The organism is Vibrio bathopelagicus, from assembly GCF_014879975.1.
GTDB lineage: Bacteria > Pseudomonadota > Gammaproteobacteria > Enterobacterales > Vibrionaceae > Vibrio > Vibrio bathopelagicus.
This window is the reverse complement of record NZ_CP062501.1, coordinates 238539-258603: the sequence shown is the minus strand read 5'-3', so window position 1 is coordinate 258603 and position 20065 is coordinate 238539. Positions and strand designations below refer to the sequence as shown.

The following is a 20065-nucleotide window of genomic DNA, read 5'->3' as shown; positions in this document are numbered from 1 at the left end:
CGGGTTGAATCAATACCGCTAACTGTCCGTCGTCGTTAATGGCCTTTTCCCATCACACGCCCCTTTCTCAAGATCGTATAGCGGACTGGCTCCATGGCTGCTCCATCGGTGGTCTTCCCTAGCCAGTTTTCTATATTGAGTCGGCGTGACACCAATGTATGTTTGGAAGGTTTCATAGAATCGGCTACTTGAATTGAAGCCCACTGTGAGTGAGATATCGAGAATGGTTCTATCCGTATCGCTCAGCAAAGCACGTGCATGATTGATACGCATCGCAGTAATGTACTGCTTGATGGTCATCTGCATCGTTCTCTGAAACACATTCATCGCATAGTTGCTATGTAATCCAATATGTTCAGCGATATCTTTAACGGTCAATGGTTGGTTATGGTGAGTGGCTATGTATTCCAACATTTGGCTTACATAGAATTGGGAATGTTTCGACACCCCTTTCTTGGTCGACTTATCCTGTCGATTTACCAGCAATTGTTGCCAGCCATCAAGGCAAATCCGTTTAAGCATTAGGCCAATTTCATCCATAGCCAATTGTTGGCGACTTTCTAACGAATGCTTTATCTCTTGTTCCCAGCGTGAGATTTCAAATTCACTGATCAATGAACAAGAATTCGATTGCAACACACTACCGTGAGTTATCTGATTCACTAAATCTCGACTGAGAGCCCATGACATAAAATGGTGAATCGGGATATTGATGATCCCCATATTATGGCATTGACCCGGATTCGTGAGTCGATGAGGCACAGATGCCCAAAACAAGCCAATCGATCCGCTTTTAACCACGACGGGGCTTCCGTTAATGATGTACTCCACATCATCGCCAAAAGGAATATTCACCTCAATTTGACCATGCCAATGATAACCAGGCATGGAATGAGGCGCTCTCAGTTCGATATCGATTTTCTCATAGGAAGAATAGAGAGAGAGCGGGCTTACCGATACGGTCTCGGACGAGTACTTGTCTAAAGTGATGATTCTCACCGTATCTGGGGCTGATTGGGGCATGTCTCGCTCCTTAGGAAATCGTATACCAGACTTTTATCAGCTCCTCGATAATAAAACTCAGAAGGCGATCATAGAGCCGTAATAGCCCATTTCATAAGATCAGAACTCTGTGATTAGAGTTCAAACCTTGAGTGTAAAACTGACTTCATTGCACAACACCTCTCCTTAAAACCCAAGAAATTATCCCATTTTCTAAGATTTCCATTCACTAATTTAAAAATATTAGAAAACAGGAGAGCTATTAAGTTATCTGAGACGAATCGACATGGGTTCTAGGTGTAATTTATCAGCATCAACAAAGAACTCAGATAGATAAAGGATTCCACTATGCAAAGCCCTAAAATCACATTCATTGGTGCAGGCTCCACCATTTTTGTAAAAAACATTCTTGGTGATGTTTTCCACCGTCCAGCTTTAAAAAACGCTCATGTTGCGTTGATGGACATTGATGAGGTTCGATTGGAAGAGTCTCACCTTGTCGTCAGTAAATTGATGGAATCATCCGGTGCGACTGGCTCTATTTCATGCCATTTAAATCAAAAAGAGGCACTGCAAGGCGCAAATTTTGTTGTCATTGCCTTTCAAATCGGTGGCTACGAGCCATGTACTGTCACAGATTTTGAAGTGTGTAAACGCCACGGTCTTGAACAAACAATTGCTGACACACTTGGCCCAGGTGGCATTATGCGTTCGCTTCGCACGATCCCGCACCTTTGGAGTGTCTGTGAAGACATGACTGAGGTGTGCCCTAACGCCACCATGCTCAACTATGTTAACCCTATGGCAATGAACACGTGGGCAATGTACGAGAAGTATCCGCACATTAAACAAGTCGGTTTATGTCACTCTGTACAAGGCACAGCAGAAGAGCTCGCACGAGACCTAGACTTAGATTACGCGGACCTTCGCTATACCTGCGCAGGCATTAACCACATGGCTTACTACCTAACCCTTGAGAAGAAGACAAAAAGCGGTGAGTACGTCGACATTTATCCAGACCTACTCGAAGCCTTTGAGAGTGGCAAAGCGCCTAAACCGGGCATCTATCACAATGGTCGCTGCACCAACTTAGTTCGCTATGAGATGTTTAAGAAGCTTGGTTACTTCGTGACGGAGTCTTCTGAACATTTTTCTGAATACACCCCCTACTTTATCAAACCAAATCGTCCAGATTTAATCGAACGTTATAAAGTGCCACTTGATGAATACCCTAAACGTTGTGTCGAACAAATTGCAGATTGGAAGCGCGACCTTCAAGAGTTTAAAACAGCGGACAAGATCACCGTTGAGGAGTCTCATGAATACGCCAGCACCATCATGAACTCTATCTGGACAGGTATACCGAGCGTCATTTATGGAAACGTTAAAAACGAAGCCTTAATCGACAATTTACCTCAAGGTTGCTGTGTTGAAGTCGCCTGTTTAGTTGATGCTAATGGTGTTCAACCAATCAAAGCAGGGCGTCTACCAAACCACTTAGCTGCATTGATGCAAACCAACATTAATGTTCAGACTCTACTCACAGAAGCGATTCTCACCGAAAACCGTGACCGTATCTATCATGCTGCAATGCTTGACCCTCATACCGCAGCAGTACTTGGAATAGAAGAAATATACGCACTGGTTGATGACTTGATTGAGGCACATGAAGGCTGGTTACCAGAGTGGGTCAATCAATAATTTCATACTAATTAAAATACAATAACGTGAATATTAACGCCTTCTCAAAGAGGAGGCGTAAGGAGTGGCAATGAGTATCTCTATGAATACCAAGCTAAGTTATGGCTTTGGCGCGTTTGGTAAAGACTTCGCAATCACCATCGTCTATATGTACCTTATGTTTTACTACACGGATGTTGTCGGTATTTCTGCCGCAACAGTCGGAACCATTTTCCTCGTCGCTCGTATTTGGGACGCGGTCAATGACCCCATCATGGGCTGGCTGGTCAACAATACGCGTACCCGCTGGGGTAAGTTCAAACCTTGGATCTTGATTGGCACACTCGCTAACTCTGTGGTTCTACTGATGGTGTTCAGTGCACACTACATCGAAGGTCCGTGGCTCATCGTATACGCCACTGTGACTTACATTCTTTGGGGCATGACTTACACATTAATGGATATTCCTTTTTGGTCACTGGTTCCCACACTCACCTTAGACAAACGTGAACGTGAAGAGCTTGTGCCATACCCTCGATTTTTCGCGAGTCTTGCGTGGATAGTAACCGCCGCCATTGCAATGCCTTTTGTGAACTACGTAGGTGGGGACGATAAAGGATTCGGATTCCAGATTTTCACCCTCTTGTTGATCGCTTGTTTCTTGGTCTCTACTTTCATTACTTTGCGCAATGTAAAAGAGCGCTATTCAACGGCTAACCTCGACACAACACAACCGGAAGAAAAGGTTTCACTGAAAAAACTTCTGTCGCTTATCTACAAAAACGACCAGTTAACTAGCGTTTTGTGTATGGCGTTGTCTTATAACCTCGCGACCAACATTATTACCGCCTTTGCTGTTTACTACTTCACTTATGTTGTTGGTAATGAAGAACTCTTCCCTTACTACATGGCTTATGCGGGTATTGCCAACCTCATCACACTGGTGTTGTTCCCTAAACTTGCCCAGATGTTTTCACGCCGAGTTCTGTGGGCATGTGCATCCACTTTCCCTATCTTAGGCAGTGCTGTACTTATCTACGTTGGCATGTATGACACACAAAGCATTCTGCTGATATCAACGGCAGGCGTATTCTTACAAATCGGTACTGCTCTGTTCTGGGTACTTAACGTCATCATGGTTGCAGATACGGTTGATTACGGTGAGTTTAAGCTAGGTGCTCGTTGTGAAAGTATCGCCTACTCCGTGCAAACTTTGGTCGTAAAAGCAGGCTCGGCATTTGCTGCGTTCTTTATCGGTATCGCGCTCACTGCCGTTGACTATGTGCCTAACGTAACGCAAAGCCCTGAAACAGTATTCGGAATGCAATGCATCATGGTCGGCCTACCTGCTTTCTTCTTTGCCATTGCGTTAATCATCTACTTCCGCTTCTACAAGCTCAACGGCGCTTATCACCAAAAGATTCAAGATCACTTAACCGAGAAATACGACCACATTACAAACGACACCTCAAATAAAGGCGAAAACCACAAACCAACAGAACCGGCACAAGTCGTTTAGCATGAAGTCACATCGAACGGTTCGCCTATACAATTAAAGCGCAAACACAAACAACAAAGCCACAGCACATGCTGTGGCTTGTCTTGTTAGTTAGTTAGTTAGTTAGTTAGTTAGTTAGTTAGTTAGTTAGTCAGCTTAACCAGTCCCCTGATTAAACAACCAATAACTCACGGGGTTATCAGGGCATTGATAAGGCCCACACTCAACGAACGTAGCAAGGGCATTGAGCGCAACGACGACGATTGCCAATAAGCACGCAATACGCCCTAGATTACTCATTTTGTATGATTCTTGAGACTCTGACTTATTGGTCAGTATCAAAATAACAGCGACAGCAAATATAGTCGCAATGAACAACACAAAAGCCCAAGTGTAGTAATGCATCCCAAAGATAGGGCTACCGTAACCAGGAGTTCCGGGAATAACATGAAGGGAGACCTGCCTTAGCGATGTAGCAACACCGTACAGGGCACCAATCAGAATAACACCATAGTGGCGAGATTGAGGCCCATAAACCACATTCAACATGAAGCCAAATGCGACCATCACAAAGCCAATACGTTGCAATAAGCATAACGGGCAAGGCAACTCATTAAGAACAAACTGAAGAATAAAGCCTATCAACAGCACAGCTGTCATCCCTAGCAGCCCAAGAGTATTCAAGAGAGTTAACTGATTTCGATTCATGTTAACTCCTTACAATAAAATCGATAGTGGGTCGGTGGCATGGTGGTTAAACCAATACAAACCAAGGATCACTGAGCTAGCAAAAAAGCCATAAGCAGCAGTCTTCTTGTCGAAAAAGGCGCATAGCATCGCCACAAGTAACAACAAAAACAGTAAAGACATCATAAGAGGTATTTCCTTTCTATTTATCCTGTTCATTCAGATTGAACGTCATAATGAATATCCACACCGATGCTCTTAGTCATTCAACTTCGGTAAATCTATGGATTACGAATTGAAAATCATCAACTTAATAGTTGTAAGTAAGACCCAAGCTGTCAAGTTTGAAGCCACGCACTAAGTGCGTACCAGCACGTTAAGGCAACTAACAGGCCGATGAAGTTCGTTGATGTTGATGTCAGGCAAGATTGGCGAATATATGAATGAAGTTAAGCTTGGGGAATACTAGCGGCTATTTTTACTGCACCCAAAAGCAAAAAACCTAGCGAAAAGTCGCTAGGTTTCAAATATAAAATGAGGTAATACAAGCTTACTTCAGCGGATCATTATCAGGCAAAGCTTTGTGTATCCATAACGCCAAACGCTTTTTAATGTTCGCACCGTCAAGCTTACTTTCAGGTAGAGGCGTAATCTGATTCACTTCGACCAAAAATAAGTACACTGATTTAATCTTTATTGGTTGGGATGAGTGTGGCAAATCAAAACCTTGTAATTTCGCCATTTTAAAACCGACTTCCAGCGCCTTCTTGACCAATTTATCTTCATTAATGATCTTCGCGGTTTTCGACATATCATCTCCATCATATTTATCGAACGAACATTGAGTATACCAAACAGAATCGCGGACAAGATTACCGCGATCTCAATTCGAAAACTCTATTTGATAAATACAATAAAACGAATCACCTATCTAAAGTCAATTACAATCTAATTAATATTTTCCAGATGAATAGTAATAAGCAAACGATTTCTTAATAGAATACTCAATAAATGAGATCCTCAGTCAAGAAACTAAAAACCGAACAATTTTTGACTTATCATTCCAAAGGATACGGAATACTATGATTACCATTAAAATGATACACATTCTATAAAAGAGCAATAAGCTTCTGTTATTTAATCAGTTTTATACTAAAACGACTCAGATCATATTTACAGAAACCTGTAACAAAATATTATTTACAAAATACTCACTAAGAAAATAGAATAAACCCACTAATATTATACTGGTGTTAAAAATGCGTTACCTATGGGCTTCATTCTGTCATAAAAACCCAATTCCCGGACGAATCGTTCATATCTTTGTTATGTTGGTAGCGTTAGCTTCTATCGTTGTTCCATTGATTTCAAAAGACGCGACTACGATCTTAGTTTCACTATGTATCGCTTTAGTCTGTTTCGTGCTGTTTGTCTTCTTTGCTCTTGCCGACAAAATGCGTTCAGGTATGCACTAATTCGCTATACATCTGCCAAGCATTCTCTTTTCTAAACTTCATTATAAAATGCTGGTTATCAGATACGGAAAAGCCCAAAGTTATTAGCTTTGGGCTTTTCTTCTAGCGACTGTGGTTGATTACAACCGAGTGATACAACAACCGAGTCTTACAGCGTCATATGCAGAATTGGAAATGGTTTTCCCATATCATCAAGCGGTGAGCGTAATTCAATTTTGAACCCTATGTGCTGATAGAAACCTACCGCTTGGGGATTCTGTTCATTCACGTCAACTTTGGTGGCAGCTAACTGCTCAATCGCATGTTGCAACAACACCGTGCCTATTCCCTGTCCTCGAACTTCATTCAAAACAAAAAGCATTTCAACCTTTGCTTCATGGACACCCACGAAACCAACAATCGAACCACTTTCATTTTTCACGCATTTCAAAGAAACTGCAGGGAACGCATGTTCCATGATGATTGGTTTAAAAAACTCAATATCTTCTTCTGTAATAAAGTCATGAGTTGCTCGGACTGAATTCTCCCAAACCTTAAGCATTTCTGCATAATCTTCAGGAAGCACATTTTCTATAGTCATAATTTTCTCTAGATTGAACTGAATATAAACATGTGCAGCCGCGAGCCCGTAGTTTAGCAGTGGTTAGAAAAACAAAACAACCGCCTTCCCTATACGATTTACTGATTTCACAAGTTCTATCAATCAGGCATTACCACAATACCCATGCTTTCAAGCAGTTGCTCTTGTTGCCAAGCGACAATTTTAATCCCCGATGTGTCAACCTTACGAGGATCTAACCCCTCCAATTCAGCGTGGCACAAGTTTGCTCCCTGCATACTGAACTGCCCCCATACATCTTCAGAGAATACACCGCGGCTCAGATCAGACTCTTTTAGCGATGCTCCTACAAGGTGAGTCCCTATCCACCGGTTCTCAAACAGCTCACATTTTTCTAAACAAGCCTGTTCAAAGTTAGCATAGGACAAGTTACAGCCTGTGATATACGCTGAACAAAAGTACATACGGTTACTCACCTGATTGGCAAAGTTTGTTCGCGTAAAGTTAGCACCTTTCAAATCACATTCACGTAGCTCAATCCCATAACAATTGGCGTTGCTAAAATTCGCCATGGCGAGCTGACAGTTCTGAAAACTTGCATCACGTAAGTCTGCGATGCCAAAGTGGCACCCTTCGATATCGCCTTGTTCAATGAACTTACAATTGATAAACGTCGTGTCACGTAGGTTGCAACGCCTAAAGTCACAGCGAATGAAAGTGCATGCTGTAAAGGTCATCTCAGAAAGATCTTGCTGAGCAAAACTGTGTTGATGATAAGTACTGTTATTAGTATCCATTTAGCCCCCTAAAGAAATTAAGCTAAGACTACCACTGCGATCTTCAGAAAACACCAAATTAAAAACCAACAAAAACAGCAACTTAAAACACCCCGTTTTAGCCATTTTAAGGCACCCCAGAAGCCCTCTAAGGCTGCCATTTCCGATTTACAGCATGCGCTTATCTTGAAAAAAGTTTTATCGCTTAGAGGTAACAATAAGAGAAAAAGTCACTTTGACGAAATGAGTCAATTATTGACAACGTCCTAACGCGCTAGACTGGACGGTTGGTATGTTGCTCGTTACACTATTCCTCATTCTCAGCATAAGAGTAAGAACAATGAAAGACATGCGACAAGCTATGCTCGATGCAGGGTTTAGCCTTATTAATGAACACGGGTTTGCTGGCGTTGGCTTGATGAAAATCATCAACCAAGCCGAAGGAACTAAAGGTTCTTTTTACCACTACTTCAAATCCAAAGAGCACTTTGGCGAGATCCTTCTAGCCGACTACTTTGATGAGCACCTAGGTAAGCTTAATTACTTTTTAAGTGATGAGTCGCTTTCTCGCCGTGACCGCGTAAAAGCCTATTTTGACTTTTGGTGCGCATCGAAACTGACTGAAGACTTCAATATCCAGTGTCTTGTAGTCAAACTGGCGGGGGAAGTATCAGGCTCAGCAAACCCATTGCAATCAACCATGGCAGAGGGTGCTGAGAAGATAATCCTACGTATGGCAAAGCTGTTTGAAGAAGGCAATGCAGCAGGTGATTTCAATATCGCAGAACCTGAAACGCTTTCTCGAACGCTTTATGGCTTATGGCTAGGCTCTACGTTAATGGCAGCGATGCAAAGAAACCGTTCAATTCTAAGTAATGCGATGGAAGAGACATTGCTTGCGATGAGTTCAAAAGATTAACCAGCTCCTACACACTAAGAGGCTCGCTTTATATAGCGAGCCTTTTGTTTTTCAGGTTTGTTCGTTTTCTACAGAAGCTTTTGCTTATCACGTGAGCGATTCGATTATCCCATCCGTGACGCTATACCATTGGCTTTTAGCAAAGCATTGAGCACCGGGTCGATATGTTGAAAGAACTTAAGCCACCCTTCACACAAGTAATTTAACCCAGCCTCACCGTCACGACTGGTGATGATTCGGTTCTTAGGGCACTCGCCATGGCAAGCAAACTTAAACTCACAGGTTTGGCACTGTTTAGGTAATGACTTTTGCTTAGAGAACCCAAAGGTTTGTTGAGTAGGTGAAAACGCTAACTTTGATAATGGCTTGTCGTGGATATTACCCAACTTAAATTCTGGGTAAACATAATGGTCGCATGAATACACATCACCATTAGGTTCGACCGCTAGCCCCTTTCCACAGATTTCACTCAAGGTACACATGGTGCTGTCTCTTCCCATCCACACGCCCACAAAGTTTTCAAAGTAAGGCACAAGCACTCTGCCAAAATCGTGTTCGAACCACTCATCAAAAACCGTCGAAAGAAACTCTCCCCATTGCGCAGAACCAACACTCCAAGACTCGACCTCTCCCGAAACAGGAATGATCGCTTGTTGATGGGTGAGCCATTGATTGTTGGTATGAGCCTCGCGCTTATCCACCACAGGGATGAACTGAAGCTGTTTGGAGCCCACTTCGTCACGTAGAAAGCGATAAACTTCTAACGGGTATTTCCCTGTCACATCATTCACGCAGCTTAGGGTCGCGAACTCGACGTTATGCTGTTTCAAGTAGCGAATACCACGCATTGTTTGAGAAAAAGTGCCCTTGCCTGCACGATTGGTTCGGTAATGATTATGTAAATGCTCGGGGCCATCAATGCTCACACCAATGATAAAGTGATTCTTCTTGAAGAACTCACACCACGCATCATTCAACAAGGTGCCATTGGTTTGGAGGTCGTTGCTGATATTGCTGTGGCTAGGGCAGTATTTTTTCTGTAATGATACGACCCTTTCAAAGTACTCAATCCCTAGCAAGGTAGGCTCTCCACCATGCCAAGAAAAGATAATCTCCGGCGTATTCTGTCCCTCAATGTACTGCTTGATATAGAGTTCTAGCAGCGCTTCACCCATCACATATTGAGATCCTTTTGGGTATTCAAGCAGCTGCTGTTTCTCTAAGTAATAACAGTAAGTACAACTGATATTACACACCGCACCAATGGGTTTTGCCAACGCTTGAAGCTTGCTGTGCGCCTTGCCGTTAAACTGCGGAACCGAACTCAGGTTTGATAGTGATAATGTCGTCATGAAGAATTCCTCGATGTAAAAGTTATTGTATTAGCCAAAACAATTCGTAATTCCTTTACACGGTGTTCATCGGCCAACCAAGCTTGATGGCACTAGGTTAGCCGAGTGGTTCATTTCCTCTATTTCACGTTTTCAAACGGGTTCCACGCTTCGTCTACTGGAACAATATTTTGCGCTTTCTCGTATTCTTGATATTCAGCGACCATTTCAAGGAACAGATCCGGCATTTGGTTTCTTAAGTCATGTTGCTCAGCCGGATCCTGTTTGGTGTTGTACAGGTGCCATTCACTGTCACCGCCCATACCGGTAGAAATTCGGATGATCTTGTAATCCCCTTTCAGCAAAATGCCACTACCAAACAGTTCAAATGGAATCGCATTATCGGCACTGTGCACCTCTGCCGTTTCACCTTTGAAATAAGGCAACAAGCTCACACCACTCATCGGCGCCACTTCTCTGCCCTGATACTCCGTTCCTGGGTGTTGTACGTCGGCGATTTCAAGAATGGTGGCCGCGATGTCTTTTACTTGTGACAAGTCATCAGTTTGGGTGCCGGGTTGCAACGCATCTTCATCTTCTAAAAGCGCTTTTGCTGGTTTAACGATAAACGGCACACGGATACCGCCCTCTGCTGTGTACGCTTTGTACCAAGATAGGCCTCCGGTTGAAGCACTTGCCCACTCAGGACCAAGTGACACACTGGAGTTTGCCTTACCCAAGTTTTCAGTCGAATTATCGAAGTGATGAGCGGTCCAGGTTCGGATCAAATCACTGATATTTTCGCCGGTAATATCCGCAGCTTCTGGGCCGTTATCCGCGAGATACATAATGTAGGTATTGTCGTATTCCCCAATTTCTTTTAGGTAATCGACTATCTGACCGACTTGTTGGTCCTGCATTTCCATCATGCCCATCGCAACAGCCATTTTCTTGCCGTACCATTTTTGTTCTTTCTCAGAGAGCGAGTCCCAAGGTCGACTTAATGAATTACGGCCAGAAATGTCAGCGTCTTTTGGAATCACGCCCATCTCTTTCATGCGTTGAAAACGGTCTTCGCGAATCGAATCCCAACCATGCTCAACATAGTAGTCAACCTTGTCTTGATATGCCGACTCTGGCGCTTGCAACGGCAGGTGTATGGCAGTGAAAGGAAGATAAGCGAAGAAAGGCTTACCGTCGTCTTTCTTGCCATCGATCATCTTGATGAGTTCGTTAGTGTAAACTTGGTCGGAGTACTCGCCTTTGTATTTATCCTCAACCACCTCGCCGTTGCGATAAGTTGGCTCAACTTCAACACCGGGAATGTCACCTTTTTGAAGCGCTTCAGCGGTAGCCGCGTTTTTGGCTGGGAACATCATGTCGCGATTAAAGTGATTCGAACCACCCGCTAGAATACCGTAACTTTCAGAAAACCCTCGATCATCGGGTAAAAAGCCATCTTCGTGGCCTAAGTGCCACTTGCCTGATAGGTATGTGTTATATCCATTTTCTTTAAGTAGCGTAGCTACCGTGACGCCCTTCTTAGTGAGGTAACCTTCATAGCCCGGTTTACCAATCGCACCCGGATAGACAGCATAATCAAAGGTACCTAGCCCAACCTCGTGGCTATTCGCTCCGGTTAACATCATTGACCGAGTTACTGATGAAGTCGGTGATGCATGGAAGTTAGTGAATTTAACCCCCTCTTCAGCTAACGCCATCAAGTTCGGAGTTTCGACTTCTGAACCATAAGGCTGGGTATCAGCAAAGCCAACATCATCGCCGACAATAACAACGATGTTCGGCTTGTCTGATTCGGCGGCGAAGGCTGCGCTACTTGCGGCGGCCATCGCTGTGAATAGTAGGGATTTCTTGAATGTCTACATAAGACGTCTCCAATAGCTGTGATTAATTTTTTCTGTGATTAACTTTTCTGCAATTAACACGGAGTAGAATCTGAATTAGTGCGCGGCTTGGGACATCCAATGTAATAAGTCGAGCGCAGGGTCATAATCTTGAGCTGCTGCCATACCGATCCAGGTGACAGCCTCCGCTTGGCTAACCTGAACGCCACTTCCAGAGAAGTACATTAGGCCAAGCTGTGTTTGAGCTTCAGGACTACCGGCACTGGCTGCGGTCTCAAACCATTCCGCCGCTTTCTCGTCATTCTGCTCAACACCATTACCGCTCAAATACCGATAAGCGAGAGCAAGTTGTGCCTCAGACTGTCCTTCATAGGCTTCATCCAACAGCTGCACGGCATCTTGATGCTGTTCAGATAAAGCCGTGGAGCTTTCGCTTCCAACGCTTACTTTGGCAAAAAGCAGGACAGCCAAAGCACCAATCAGAGTCACGGTAGTTAAACGTTTATTGAACATTTATTTCCTCCTCGGGAATAAAGATCACAACGTCCCTGTCGAGTGAATTAGGCGAAAAGTAGGAATGGCGCGATGATGCACAAGCTTGATAGCAAGACGTTTTCGATCTTCATAATTTGCCCTCGATTTACAGTGAGTTTTTGAATACTTAATGAGACGACTAAATCGCTTTTTCTATAATCTGTTCAATCGTTTGTTTTGAGATTGGGTAGAACTGGAAGCAGATGTCTTTCTCAATTGCTTGAGCAATATTGCGCTTCTCTTGGTCATCAAATTCCCAGCTACTGAAACGCTTCATCGCACCAACTTGGGTTTGAAAGTTATGTAAGAAATCCAAAACTCGTTGGTAAATCATTTCGTCCGTTCCTGTGCTATCAAGCGAGAATGCTTGAGCCAGTTTAATTGCGTTCGGCATGTAGAACTCGGGTAGCGCCTCAATCACAACTGGCATCAATACCGTGTTGGCGTCGCCATGCGGGATATGGCTAATCGCACCAAAGGCATGAGCACAGTTATGAATTGGAATGCCACCTAGCGATGAATAAAATGCCGAGATCGCCATCGTGCTCGCTTGAAGAAGATTGCCGCGTGCCGTGAGGTTTTCAGGTTCCTCAAGTGCCACGGGTAAATTTTCAACAATCAGTTTTGCAGCTTGAATACCGTAAGCATTGGTAAAAGAATTGCTCATTGGCGAGACAATCGCTTCAACCGCATGTGTGAGTGCATCCATCGCAGTGGAACGAGTAAGGTGAGCAGGTAATTTGGTCGTAACTGTAGGATCCAGGATCGCGATGTCAGCTTCTAAACCAGACGCGACTAAACTTGCCTTAATGTTTTCATGCTCGTTGTAAAAAACAGCAATCGGAGAGGCTTCCGCGCCAGTTCCCGCGGTTGTCGGTACGGCAATATGAGGAACTCGAATGTCTTCGTTGTTTGGCCACACTTCCATAAAGCCACCACCTGCAATCACAGTGCGGATATCATCGATCTGTTTATGAAGTGCGTATTTCACGCCTTTAGAAGCATCAATCACGCTGCCCCCACCCACAGATAAAATAGCGTCTGCATTCAAGTTGTTCGCAAACTCAATCGCAGCGTTAATGTTGTCGCACGTCGCATCTGGTGCAATATCGGTATACACACCGACGAGCTGCGCCGCATCTTGGCTAGCTTCCGGATTAACAAACAGTGCCGAGAATTGCTCAACGAAGCCCAATGATTCCAATCCTTTATCAGAAAAAAGCACAACGCGTTTTGCGCCTAATCGAGAGAATAAAGATGGAATATTTTCGATACCGTTATCTTGAGCGTGAACAATGGTTTTCAGTTGAAAGTTAAAGTTATTGGTAGTCATGGTGTTTACCTCATTTCTATTTGATGACTAAACAATAACCAATACAAACCGGTCGGTCTAGAGTGTGAATGTCAAAGATATGTCAATTAAGATCGTTGAAGATCATTTCGCTCATACAAAAAAGCCCGCAGATGCGGGCTTAGGAATATTAGATTCAGCGAGCTAAACAACAGAGGTTAACGCAAGTGAGCGGGCACCTTGGTTTTATCTCGATTGAGGTAGTAGTAGAGATAAACCAAAGAGTAGATGGTTACAAACGCGTCAAGCGCAAACACACCACTCCAACCGTAGAACCACTCATAGTCATTAATACAAACGTTGTATAAGAAGATGCCAACAAACATCGACTTCTCAAACGCGCTGTAAATCATGGTCGAAGTACGTAGGGACTTGTACTTGGCAGAGAACATCAATAGCACGCCAATACAACCAACCATTACACCCCAGTGCTGATAAGTACCTAACAGATACTCTTTGTTTTCCATCATGGTCTCGTTGTAGGAAAACAGTGTCTGCATACTCCAGTCCGGTGCCAAAAAAGTGGAAAAAGCAGTGGCGGTCAACAACCCGGTGATCATCAAATACGACTTCATGGTGCTTTCAAAAAAACGTTCTAGCATAAGTAACCTCTTAAATAATTTCTAAAATGAATAGCGTAATGTCAGGTGTGATTTACTTGCCTAACATGTTCATCACAGCCGTCTTTAATTCGTTGTCTTCTTTTGAAAACAGATACTTAACTCGATGATCTAAGCCCGTTTCCAAGACTGTTTTGGCATGGGAGAAAGTAAGAAAACCTTCTTTACCGTGATAATTGCCCTGCCCTGATTCACCAATGCCACCAAAGGGCGCGTCATCAACTGCTAAATGGAAAACACAGTCATTGATACACATTCCACCGGAATGAACTTGGTGCTTAACCTGAGACTGTAAACTCAAATCAAAGCTCATCAGATAGAGCGCTAAAGGCCTTGGTTTGCTATTGATGATTTGGAACGCCTCTTCGATATTGCGATACGTAATCAACGGTAATAGCGGGCCGAAAATCTCTTCGTTCATCACCTTGGATGACAGGCTTGGTTCAACAATCAGATGTGTCACCAGTCGTTGGTAATCTAAGTCCATCGCGTCGTCATGACAGGCCACAGTTCGAGTTCCCGCTTGTTGTTCTTCATTCAACAAACCCACTATGCGGTCGCATTGGCGAGGGTTGATTAGGGACGTCAAATTCTCGGAATAGACCCCTTCATCAAACAGCAGTTGGTATTGTTTTTTATATTCCTCAATAAAAGCGTCGAGTTTATCTTCAGGCAGCAATACGTAATCAGGCGCGACACACACTTGGCCGTTATTGAGGCTCTTGCCGTAAATGATTCGCTCGACAGCAATATCGATCGGCATATCTTCGGCCACGATAACCGGAGACTTGCCACCAAGTTCAAGAGTGACGGGAGTTAACGTGTCAGCCGCTGACTTCATCACTTGACGACCCACTTGGGTTGAACCCGTAAACAGAAGGTGATCAAACGGCAACGCAGAAAACGCAGCAGCAATTTCAACCTCACCTTCAACTAAGCACACCTCATCGGCATTGAAGACTTCATCCAATAACTGTCTTAAAACGTGATTGGTTGCTGGCGTAAATTCACTCATCTTGATCATGGCGCGATTGCCCGCTGCCAAGGCTGAAATGAGCGGGCCGACTGATAGCATGATAGGGAAATTCCATGGAGCAATGATTCCCACTACGCCTTTAGGCTGATAAACCACTTCAACGCGAGAAGTTGAAAGCAAAGGACCAGAGTGGCGAATTGAAGATGTTGACCAATGCGGCAAACACTCAATGGTGTGATCGATGTTTCCTAAACAAGGAAGTATGTCGGCCATCAAGGTGTCTTGTCGGCTGCGGTGGCCATAGTCCTCACTTACCGCTGCACACAAACGGTCTGTATAATCGATCAGAGCAGATTTCAGCGCAAGTAACTGTTCTATTCTCACCGGCACAGTTGGCATCGGATCATCTGCAAAAGCTTCCTGCATACTCTTCAACGTCGCTGTCATTTGTGTTGCCATCAATTCATGTTTCATACATCACCTCGTGGTTAGGAGATGCACACAATAATACAAAACAAACCGGTCGGTCTAGGCATTTATTGTCAGAGAATCGTCAATGCTTTTGTGAAACAAGTGAATAAATGTTGGACACATTAGAAGTGGGAAAGCTGAGGAGTTTATAATCGAAAGGGGTAATTAGAAGACCGTTTGGACAAATATGGACGAAGGAATGGGGACAGCAAGATCAAAAATGGCCGCTCAAAGCGACCATTAAAAATATTCTAATACATTGTTTTTAAACAATTAAATCCGTCAGCTAATTAGCTTTTAGCAACGTTGGCAATGCCTTCAAGCTGTAGAACTGGGGCAGCGTCGATGTCTTCTGCGTTCATCATTGCAGACACACGTTGCATCGAAGAAAGCAGCAGGCTTTGCTCCCATGCTTCTAGATTTTGGAATTTTTTAACGAAGTTATCTTGTAGCGGTGGGGGCGCATTGTTAAGTAGCTCTTGGCCTTTCTCCGTCAAATTCGCATGAACTTTACGTCGATCAGCAACACTACGGATACGCTGCACATAGCCATTAAGCTCTAGACGATCGATGATCGTCGTTGTCGTCGCTTGACTCACATTAGTTTGATTAGACAATTCTTTGATCGTCACATTACCCATCTCTTGGATTGCGCGCATTAAAATCAATTGAGGGCCCGTCAAACCATACTCTTTACTCAGCTTTTTCGAGTGTAAATCGATAGCGCGAATAATTTGGCGAATAGCGACCAAGATTTCGTCATGTTTATCCAAGATGCAGACCTTTGTACTAATATACTGTGAGTGACTTTACAGTGCCGTGGCGATGAGATTTTCCAAACTGAACAGCTTGGGTTCGCCCGAATTACACTGTAAATTGATAATTTACTTCATTGATTTTTCCGCATTGTACTGATGTTAATACTATTCTCAATCTTTTCTATACCACTAAACTTGCGTGGTACGGCACTTTTGCTTAATGAAGGGGGAATGAAAGCTTCAATGAAGGCAAAAATAATGAGTCAGAGAATACAAACTCAAAGAATAATATATTTTAATAATCATAGTGGTAGAGAGACTTGACCCTCTCCACCCAATAAAAAACAGCCCCAATAGCTAAGCTGAAAAACGAAATTTTACGCGGCTGTATTCATCTGAAAGTTACCAGTAAGCGCATTATAAAATTCACTGTTATCCAAAATACCGACCAGTTTATTGTCTTCCACCAGCAAAATTGGGTGATTACTTAGCTGTTTCAGTTTAATCGCATCGCGCATGCCGATCTCTGGACTTGCCACTACAACACTTGACGCGCTGATAGCCGTTAAATCGTCAGATTCGTTCCACTCAACAAGCGCTAAAGTCGATTCACCTTTTACAGACAAAGTACCTTCATTCTGCTCAATCCATAAGTCTTTAGAGTCACAGATCTTCCAACTTTCATCTTCTTGTTTCAAAGAATCCAGAGGCTGCATCAACGAACGACCTTTGAGTACGTTCAACGGGTTAGTGTGTGCGACAAAATCTTTCACGTATTCCGTTTTTGGCGTAAGTACGATCTCTTCAGGCTTACCGTGTTGAATCAGTTTGCCCGATTCCATGATAGCAATGTTATTACCTATCTTTAGTGCTTCATCTAAATCATGACTCACGAACAGAATCGTTTTGTTAAGCTTGTTTTGCAATAGGATTAGCTCATCTTGCAACTGTGCACGAATCAGTGGATCAAGCGCTGAAAACGGTTCATCCATAAGAAGAATGTCAGTATCCATCGCGAATGCACGCGCCAAACCAACACGTTGCTGCATACCGCCAGAGAGCTCATGAGGATACTTGGTTTCCCACTCTGCCAAACCCACCATTTCAAGCTGTTCACGCGCTTTAGCACGACGAACATCTTTGGCTACACCTTGCATTTCAAGACCAAACGCCACGTTATCTAACACGTTTAACCAAGGCATGAGGGCAAATTTTTGGAACACCATCGAAACACGGTGAGTACGAAGATGACGTAAGGTCGCTTCGTCGCACTGTTCTCCTAAATCAACCAGCTTGTCTCCATCTTTGATCGCCAATGAACCACGGCTGATCTCATTCAAGCCATTCACCGCACGCAATAAAGAAGATTTACCTGAGCCTGACAGGCCCATCAGCACACAAATCTCGCCTTCTTCAACGGTCAGCGACACATTATCTACGCCAACGACTTGGCCAGTTTCATCGATGATCTCTTGGCGAGTTTTACCTTGGTCGAGCAGCTCAAGCGCTTGCTTCGGCTTATCACCAAACACAACATCGAGGTTTTTAATGGTAATCGCATCCATAGACTTTTGTTCCTGAGAGATAGACATGATTAAGCTTCCTTCTGGTTTGGTGTTTTGCACAAGCGATCCAGAATGATAGCGACTAATACGATCGCCAATCCTGCTTCAAAACCTTGTGAGATGTTCACTGTGTTCAATGCGCGAACAACAGGTTTACCAAGTCCGTCAGCACCGACAAGAGCGGCGATAACCACCATCGAAAGCGACAACATAATACATTGGGTTACACCCGCCATAATGCTTGGTAAAGCGGCCGGTAATTCCACCTTCATCAGCAATTTCATGCGGCTCGCACCAAAAGCTTTACCCGCTTCAATCAACTCTTCAGGCACTTTGGTGACGCCTAAGTAGGTCAAACGAATTGGCGCGGCAATGGCGAATATGATGGTCGAGATTAAGCCAGGAACGATACCTAAACCGAATAAAACCAAAGTCGGAATCAGATACACAAACGTTGGAACCGTCTGCATTAAATCAAGGATGGGTCTAAGCACTGTATATAACCAAGGGCGATGCGCGGCCATAATGCCAACTGGAACTCCAATTAATACGGAAATCGTTGTCGCTGCAAACACGAGGACAAAGGTTTCCAGCATTTCTTGCCAGTAGCCAAGGTTTAAAATGGTTAGCAAGGCTGCAACCACGAAAATCACAAGCGAGGGTTTACGGTGTAAATACCATGCAATCGCCGCAGTAATAACGATTGGTAAAGCCGGCGGCATCCACTTAAATACATCGACTAAAAACATAATGACGGTTTCTAAAAAAATCGAAATAGCGTCAAAGAATCCTGCTGCATTGATCGTTAACCAATCAACACCCGCTTCCATCCATTGACCAACAGGGATTTTGTTTTCCGTAATAAAATTCACAATATTGCCTTTTATTATGGGTGGGCTACTTCAAACCAATCGATAAATTGGCAAGCCCACCTTTTTTATTTATAGAGCTTTGATAAATAGATCGATAGCTAGGTAAAACTAAGCTTTAACTTGTTTTAGGTATTCAGTAACCGCTTGCGTCGCTGATTCACCTTTATGCGTTTTTACGTTGTCTAACCAAGCTTCAACTTGTTGTGGGTTAGCGTTTAACCACTGTTGCGCCGCTTTTTCTGGCTTCACTTTTTGGTTAAGAATCTCTTCCATCAACTTGTTTTCCATCTCTAGAGTGAACTCTAGGTTTTGCAGAAGTTGACCGACGTTTGCACACTCAGACACGTAGTTTGAACGAACATTGGTGTAAACATTTGCTCCGCCGTAGTTCGGGCCGAAGAAGTCGTCACCACCTGAGAGGTATTCCATCTCAACGTTGCTGTTCATTGGGTGCGGTGCCCAACCTAGATAAACGATCCACTGGCTACGACGAGCAGCGCGAGATACTTGCGATACCATGCCCGCTTCACTTGATTCAACTAAGCTGAAATCTTTCAAGCCAAAAGCGTCCGAGTCGATCATTGACTGGATTAGACGGTTGCCATCGTTGCCCGGCTCAATACCGTAGATGCGGTCTTTAAATTTGTCGGCATTTTTTGCAAGGTCAGCGAAGGTTTTTACGCCTGCGTCATACACGTATTTAGGAACAGCAAGCGTGTATTTTGCGCCTTCAAGGTTGGCACGCACAGTGTCAACCGTTCCTGCTTCACGGTACTTAGCGATATCGCCTTCCATTGTTGGCATCCAGTTACCTAGGAAGACATCAATGTCGCCATTGGCCATCGAAGAGTAAGTGACCGGAACTGAAAGTAGGTCTGTTTTGGTTTTGTAGCCTAGGCCTTTCAGTAGCTCTGAAGTGACAGCCGTTGTCGCTGTGATGTCTGTCCAACCTACATCAGCGAAGCGGACGTTTTCACATTGTTGTGGTTCAACAGAAGCGTTAGCACCCAATGCAAATGAACTGATGGCTAGTGCTGTTAACGTTTTCGTGGTCACGTTCTGAATATTTAGAGTCGTCATAATGGTTCCTTTTTATCTTTCCTTTTGCTGCTCGATATCAATACCG

Annotated in this window: 20 protein-coding genes; 4 read left to right on the top strand and 16 right to left on the bottom strand. The window is 43.8% G+C overall.

The genetic code is table 11. The features are described from left to right. Positions 1–18: 18 nt before the first annotated feature. Positions 19–1023: a transcriptional regulator MelR gene (gene melR, locus IHV80_RS17585; RefSeq protein WP_192891643.1), complete on the bottom strand. Its 1005-nt coding sequence runs from the start codon at positions 1021–1023 to the stop codon at positions 19–21. Positions 1024–1350: 327 nt separating this feature from the next. On the opposite strand from melR, the gene melA reads away from it, so the two are divergent. Then, a complete protein-coding gene (gene melA / locus IHV80_RS17580) occupies positions 1351–2703 on the top strand; it encodes an alpha-glucosidase/alpha-galactosidase (protein ID WP_192891642.1) in 1353 nt (450 codons plus the stop codon). Between the two features lie 70 nt (positions 2704–2773). Next, on the top strand, positions 2774–4201 hold the full coding sequence (melB, locus tag IHV80_RS17575) for a melibiose:sodium transporter MelB (protein WP_192891641.1): 1428 nt from the start codon (positions 2774–2776) through the stop codon (positions 4199–4201). A 135-nt stretch (positions 4202–4336) separates the two neighbouring features. On the opposite strand, the gene IHV80_RS17570 is transcribed toward melB, so the two are convergent. From IHV80_RS17570 to IHV80_RS17560, 3 genes are all read right to left on the bottom strand, one after another. Beyond that, positions 4337–4888 carry a disulfide bond formation protein B gene (locus tag IHV80_RS17570; RefSeq protein WP_192891640.1) on the bottom strand — a complete coding sequence of 184 codons (552 nt, stop codon included), beginning with the start codon at positions 4886–4888 and terminating at the stop codon, positions 4337–4339. 9 nt (positions 4889–4897) lie between these two features. After that, complete coding sequence (locus IHV80_RS17565; RefSeq protein WP_017061085.1) at positions 4898–5053, bottom strand: DUF5993 family protein; 156 nt, start codon at positions 5051–5053, stop codon at positions 4898–4900. 364 nt (positions 5054–5417) lie between these two features. After that, a complete protein-coding gene (locus tag IHV80_RS17560; RefSeq protein ID WP_054542576.1) occupies positions 5418–5678 on the bottom strand; it encodes a DUF5062 family protein in 261 nt (86 codons plus the stop codon). 448 nt (positions 5679–6126) lie between these two features. On the opposite strand from IHV80_RS17560, the gene IHV80_RS17555 reads away from it, so the two are divergent. Continuing rightward, the gene (locus IHV80_RS17555) at positions 6127–6342 is read left to right on the top strand and encodes a hypothetical protein (RefSeq protein ID WP_086714724.1); all 216 of its coding nucleotides are present in this window, start codon (positions 6127–6129) and stop codon (positions 6340–6342) included. Between the two features lie 148 nt (positions 6343–6490). Here IHV80_RS17555 and IHV80_RS17550 read toward each other — a convergent pair whose 3' ends face one another. Both IHV80_RS17550 and IHV80_RS17545 read right to left on the bottom strand, forming a co-directional pair. Beyond that, positions 6491–6922 (bottom strand): GNAT family N-acetyltransferase, encoded by a 432-nt coding sequence (locus IHV80_RS17550; protein ID WP_192891639.1) that lies wholly within the window; start codon positions 6920–6922, stop codon positions 6491–6493. 119 nt (positions 6923–7041) lie between these two features. Beyond that, on the bottom strand, positions 7042–7698 hold the full coding sequence (locus tag IHV80_RS17545) for a Qnr family pentapeptide repeat protein (protein ID WP_192891638.1): 657 nt from the start codon (positions 7696–7698) through the stop codon (positions 7042–7044). Between the two features lie 319 nt (positions 7699–8017). Here IHV80_RS17545 and IHV80_RS17540 point away from each other — a divergent pair, with 319 nt between their 5' ends. Continuing rightward, entirely contained in the window at positions 8018–8596 is a 579-nt protein-coding gene (locus tag IHV80_RS17540; RefSeq protein ID WP_192891637.1) for a TetR/AcrR family transcriptional regulator, read from the top strand. 104 nt (positions 8597–8700) lie between these two features. Here IHV80_RS17540 and IHV80_RS17535 read toward each other — a convergent pair whose 3' ends face one another. The 10 genes from IHV80_RS17535 to IHV80_RS17490 form a co-directional block, all read right to left on the bottom strand. Beyond that, on the bottom strand, positions 8701–9948 hold the full coding sequence (locus tag IHV80_RS17535; protein WP_192891636.1) for an anaerobic sulfatase maturase: 1248 nt from the start codon (positions 9946–9948) through the stop codon (positions 8701–8703). A gap of 119 nt (positions 9949–10067) precedes the next feature. After that, entirely contained in the window at positions 10068–11777 is a 1710-nt protein-coding gene (locus IHV80_RS17530; protein WP_192891635.1) for an arylsulfatase, read from the bottom strand. Positions 11778–11888: 111 nt separating this feature from the next. After that, positions 11889–12305 carry a tetratricopeptide repeat protein gene (locus tag IHV80_RS17525; protein ID WP_192891634.1) on the bottom strand — a complete coding sequence of 139 codons (417 nt, stop codon included), beginning with the start codon at positions 12303–12305 and terminating at the stop codon, positions 11889–11891. Between the two features lie 160 nt (positions 12306–12465). Continuing rightward, positions 12466–13659: an iron-containing alcohol dehydrogenase gene (locus IHV80_RS17520; protein ID WP_192891633.1), complete on the bottom strand. Its 1194-nt coding sequence runs from the start codon at positions 13657–13659 to the stop codon at positions 12466–12468. A 176-nt stretch (positions 13660–13835) separates the two neighbouring features. Continuing rightward, positions 13836–14279, bottom strand: coding sequence for a hypothetical protein (locus tag IHV80_RS17515; protein ID WP_192891632.1), 444 nt, complete (start codon positions 14277–14279; stop codon positions 13836–13838). A gap of 52 nt (positions 14280–14331) precedes the next feature. Continuing rightward, complete coding sequence (locus IHV80_RS17510; protein ID WP_192891631.1) at positions 14332–15747, bottom strand: coniferyl aldehyde dehydrogenase; 1416 nt, start codon at positions 15745–15747, stop codon at positions 14332–14334. Positions 15748–16034: 287 nt separating this feature from the next. Continuing rightward, positions 16035–16517: a MarR family winged helix-turn-helix transcriptional regulator gene (locus tag IHV80_RS17505; protein WP_017111207.1), complete on the bottom strand. Its 483-nt coding sequence runs from the start codon at positions 16515–16517 to the stop codon at positions 16035–16037. A 362-nt stretch (positions 16518–16879) separates the two neighbouring features. Further along, positions 16880–18094 carry a choline ABC transporter ATP-binding protein gene (gene choV / locus IHV80_RS17500; protein ID WP_192891630.1) on the bottom strand — a complete coding sequence of 405 codons (1215 nt, stop codon included), beginning with the start codon at positions 18092–18094 and terminating at the stop codon, positions 16880–16882. Between the two features lie 2 nt (positions 18095–18096). After that, positions 18097–18939, bottom strand: a complete 843-nt coding sequence (gene choW / locus IHV80_RS17495) for a choline ABC transporter permease subunit (RefSeq protein ID WP_012600072.1) — start codon at positions 18937–18939, stop codon at positions 18097–18099. Between the two features lie 108 nt (positions 18940–19047). Continuing rightward, positions 19048–20019 (bottom strand): choline ABC transporter substrate-binding protein, encoded by a 972-nt coding sequence (locus IHV80_RS17490; RefSeq protein WP_192891629.1) that lies wholly within the window; start codon positions 20017–20019, stop codon positions 19048–19050. Positions 20020–20065 lie beyond the last annotated feature (46 nt).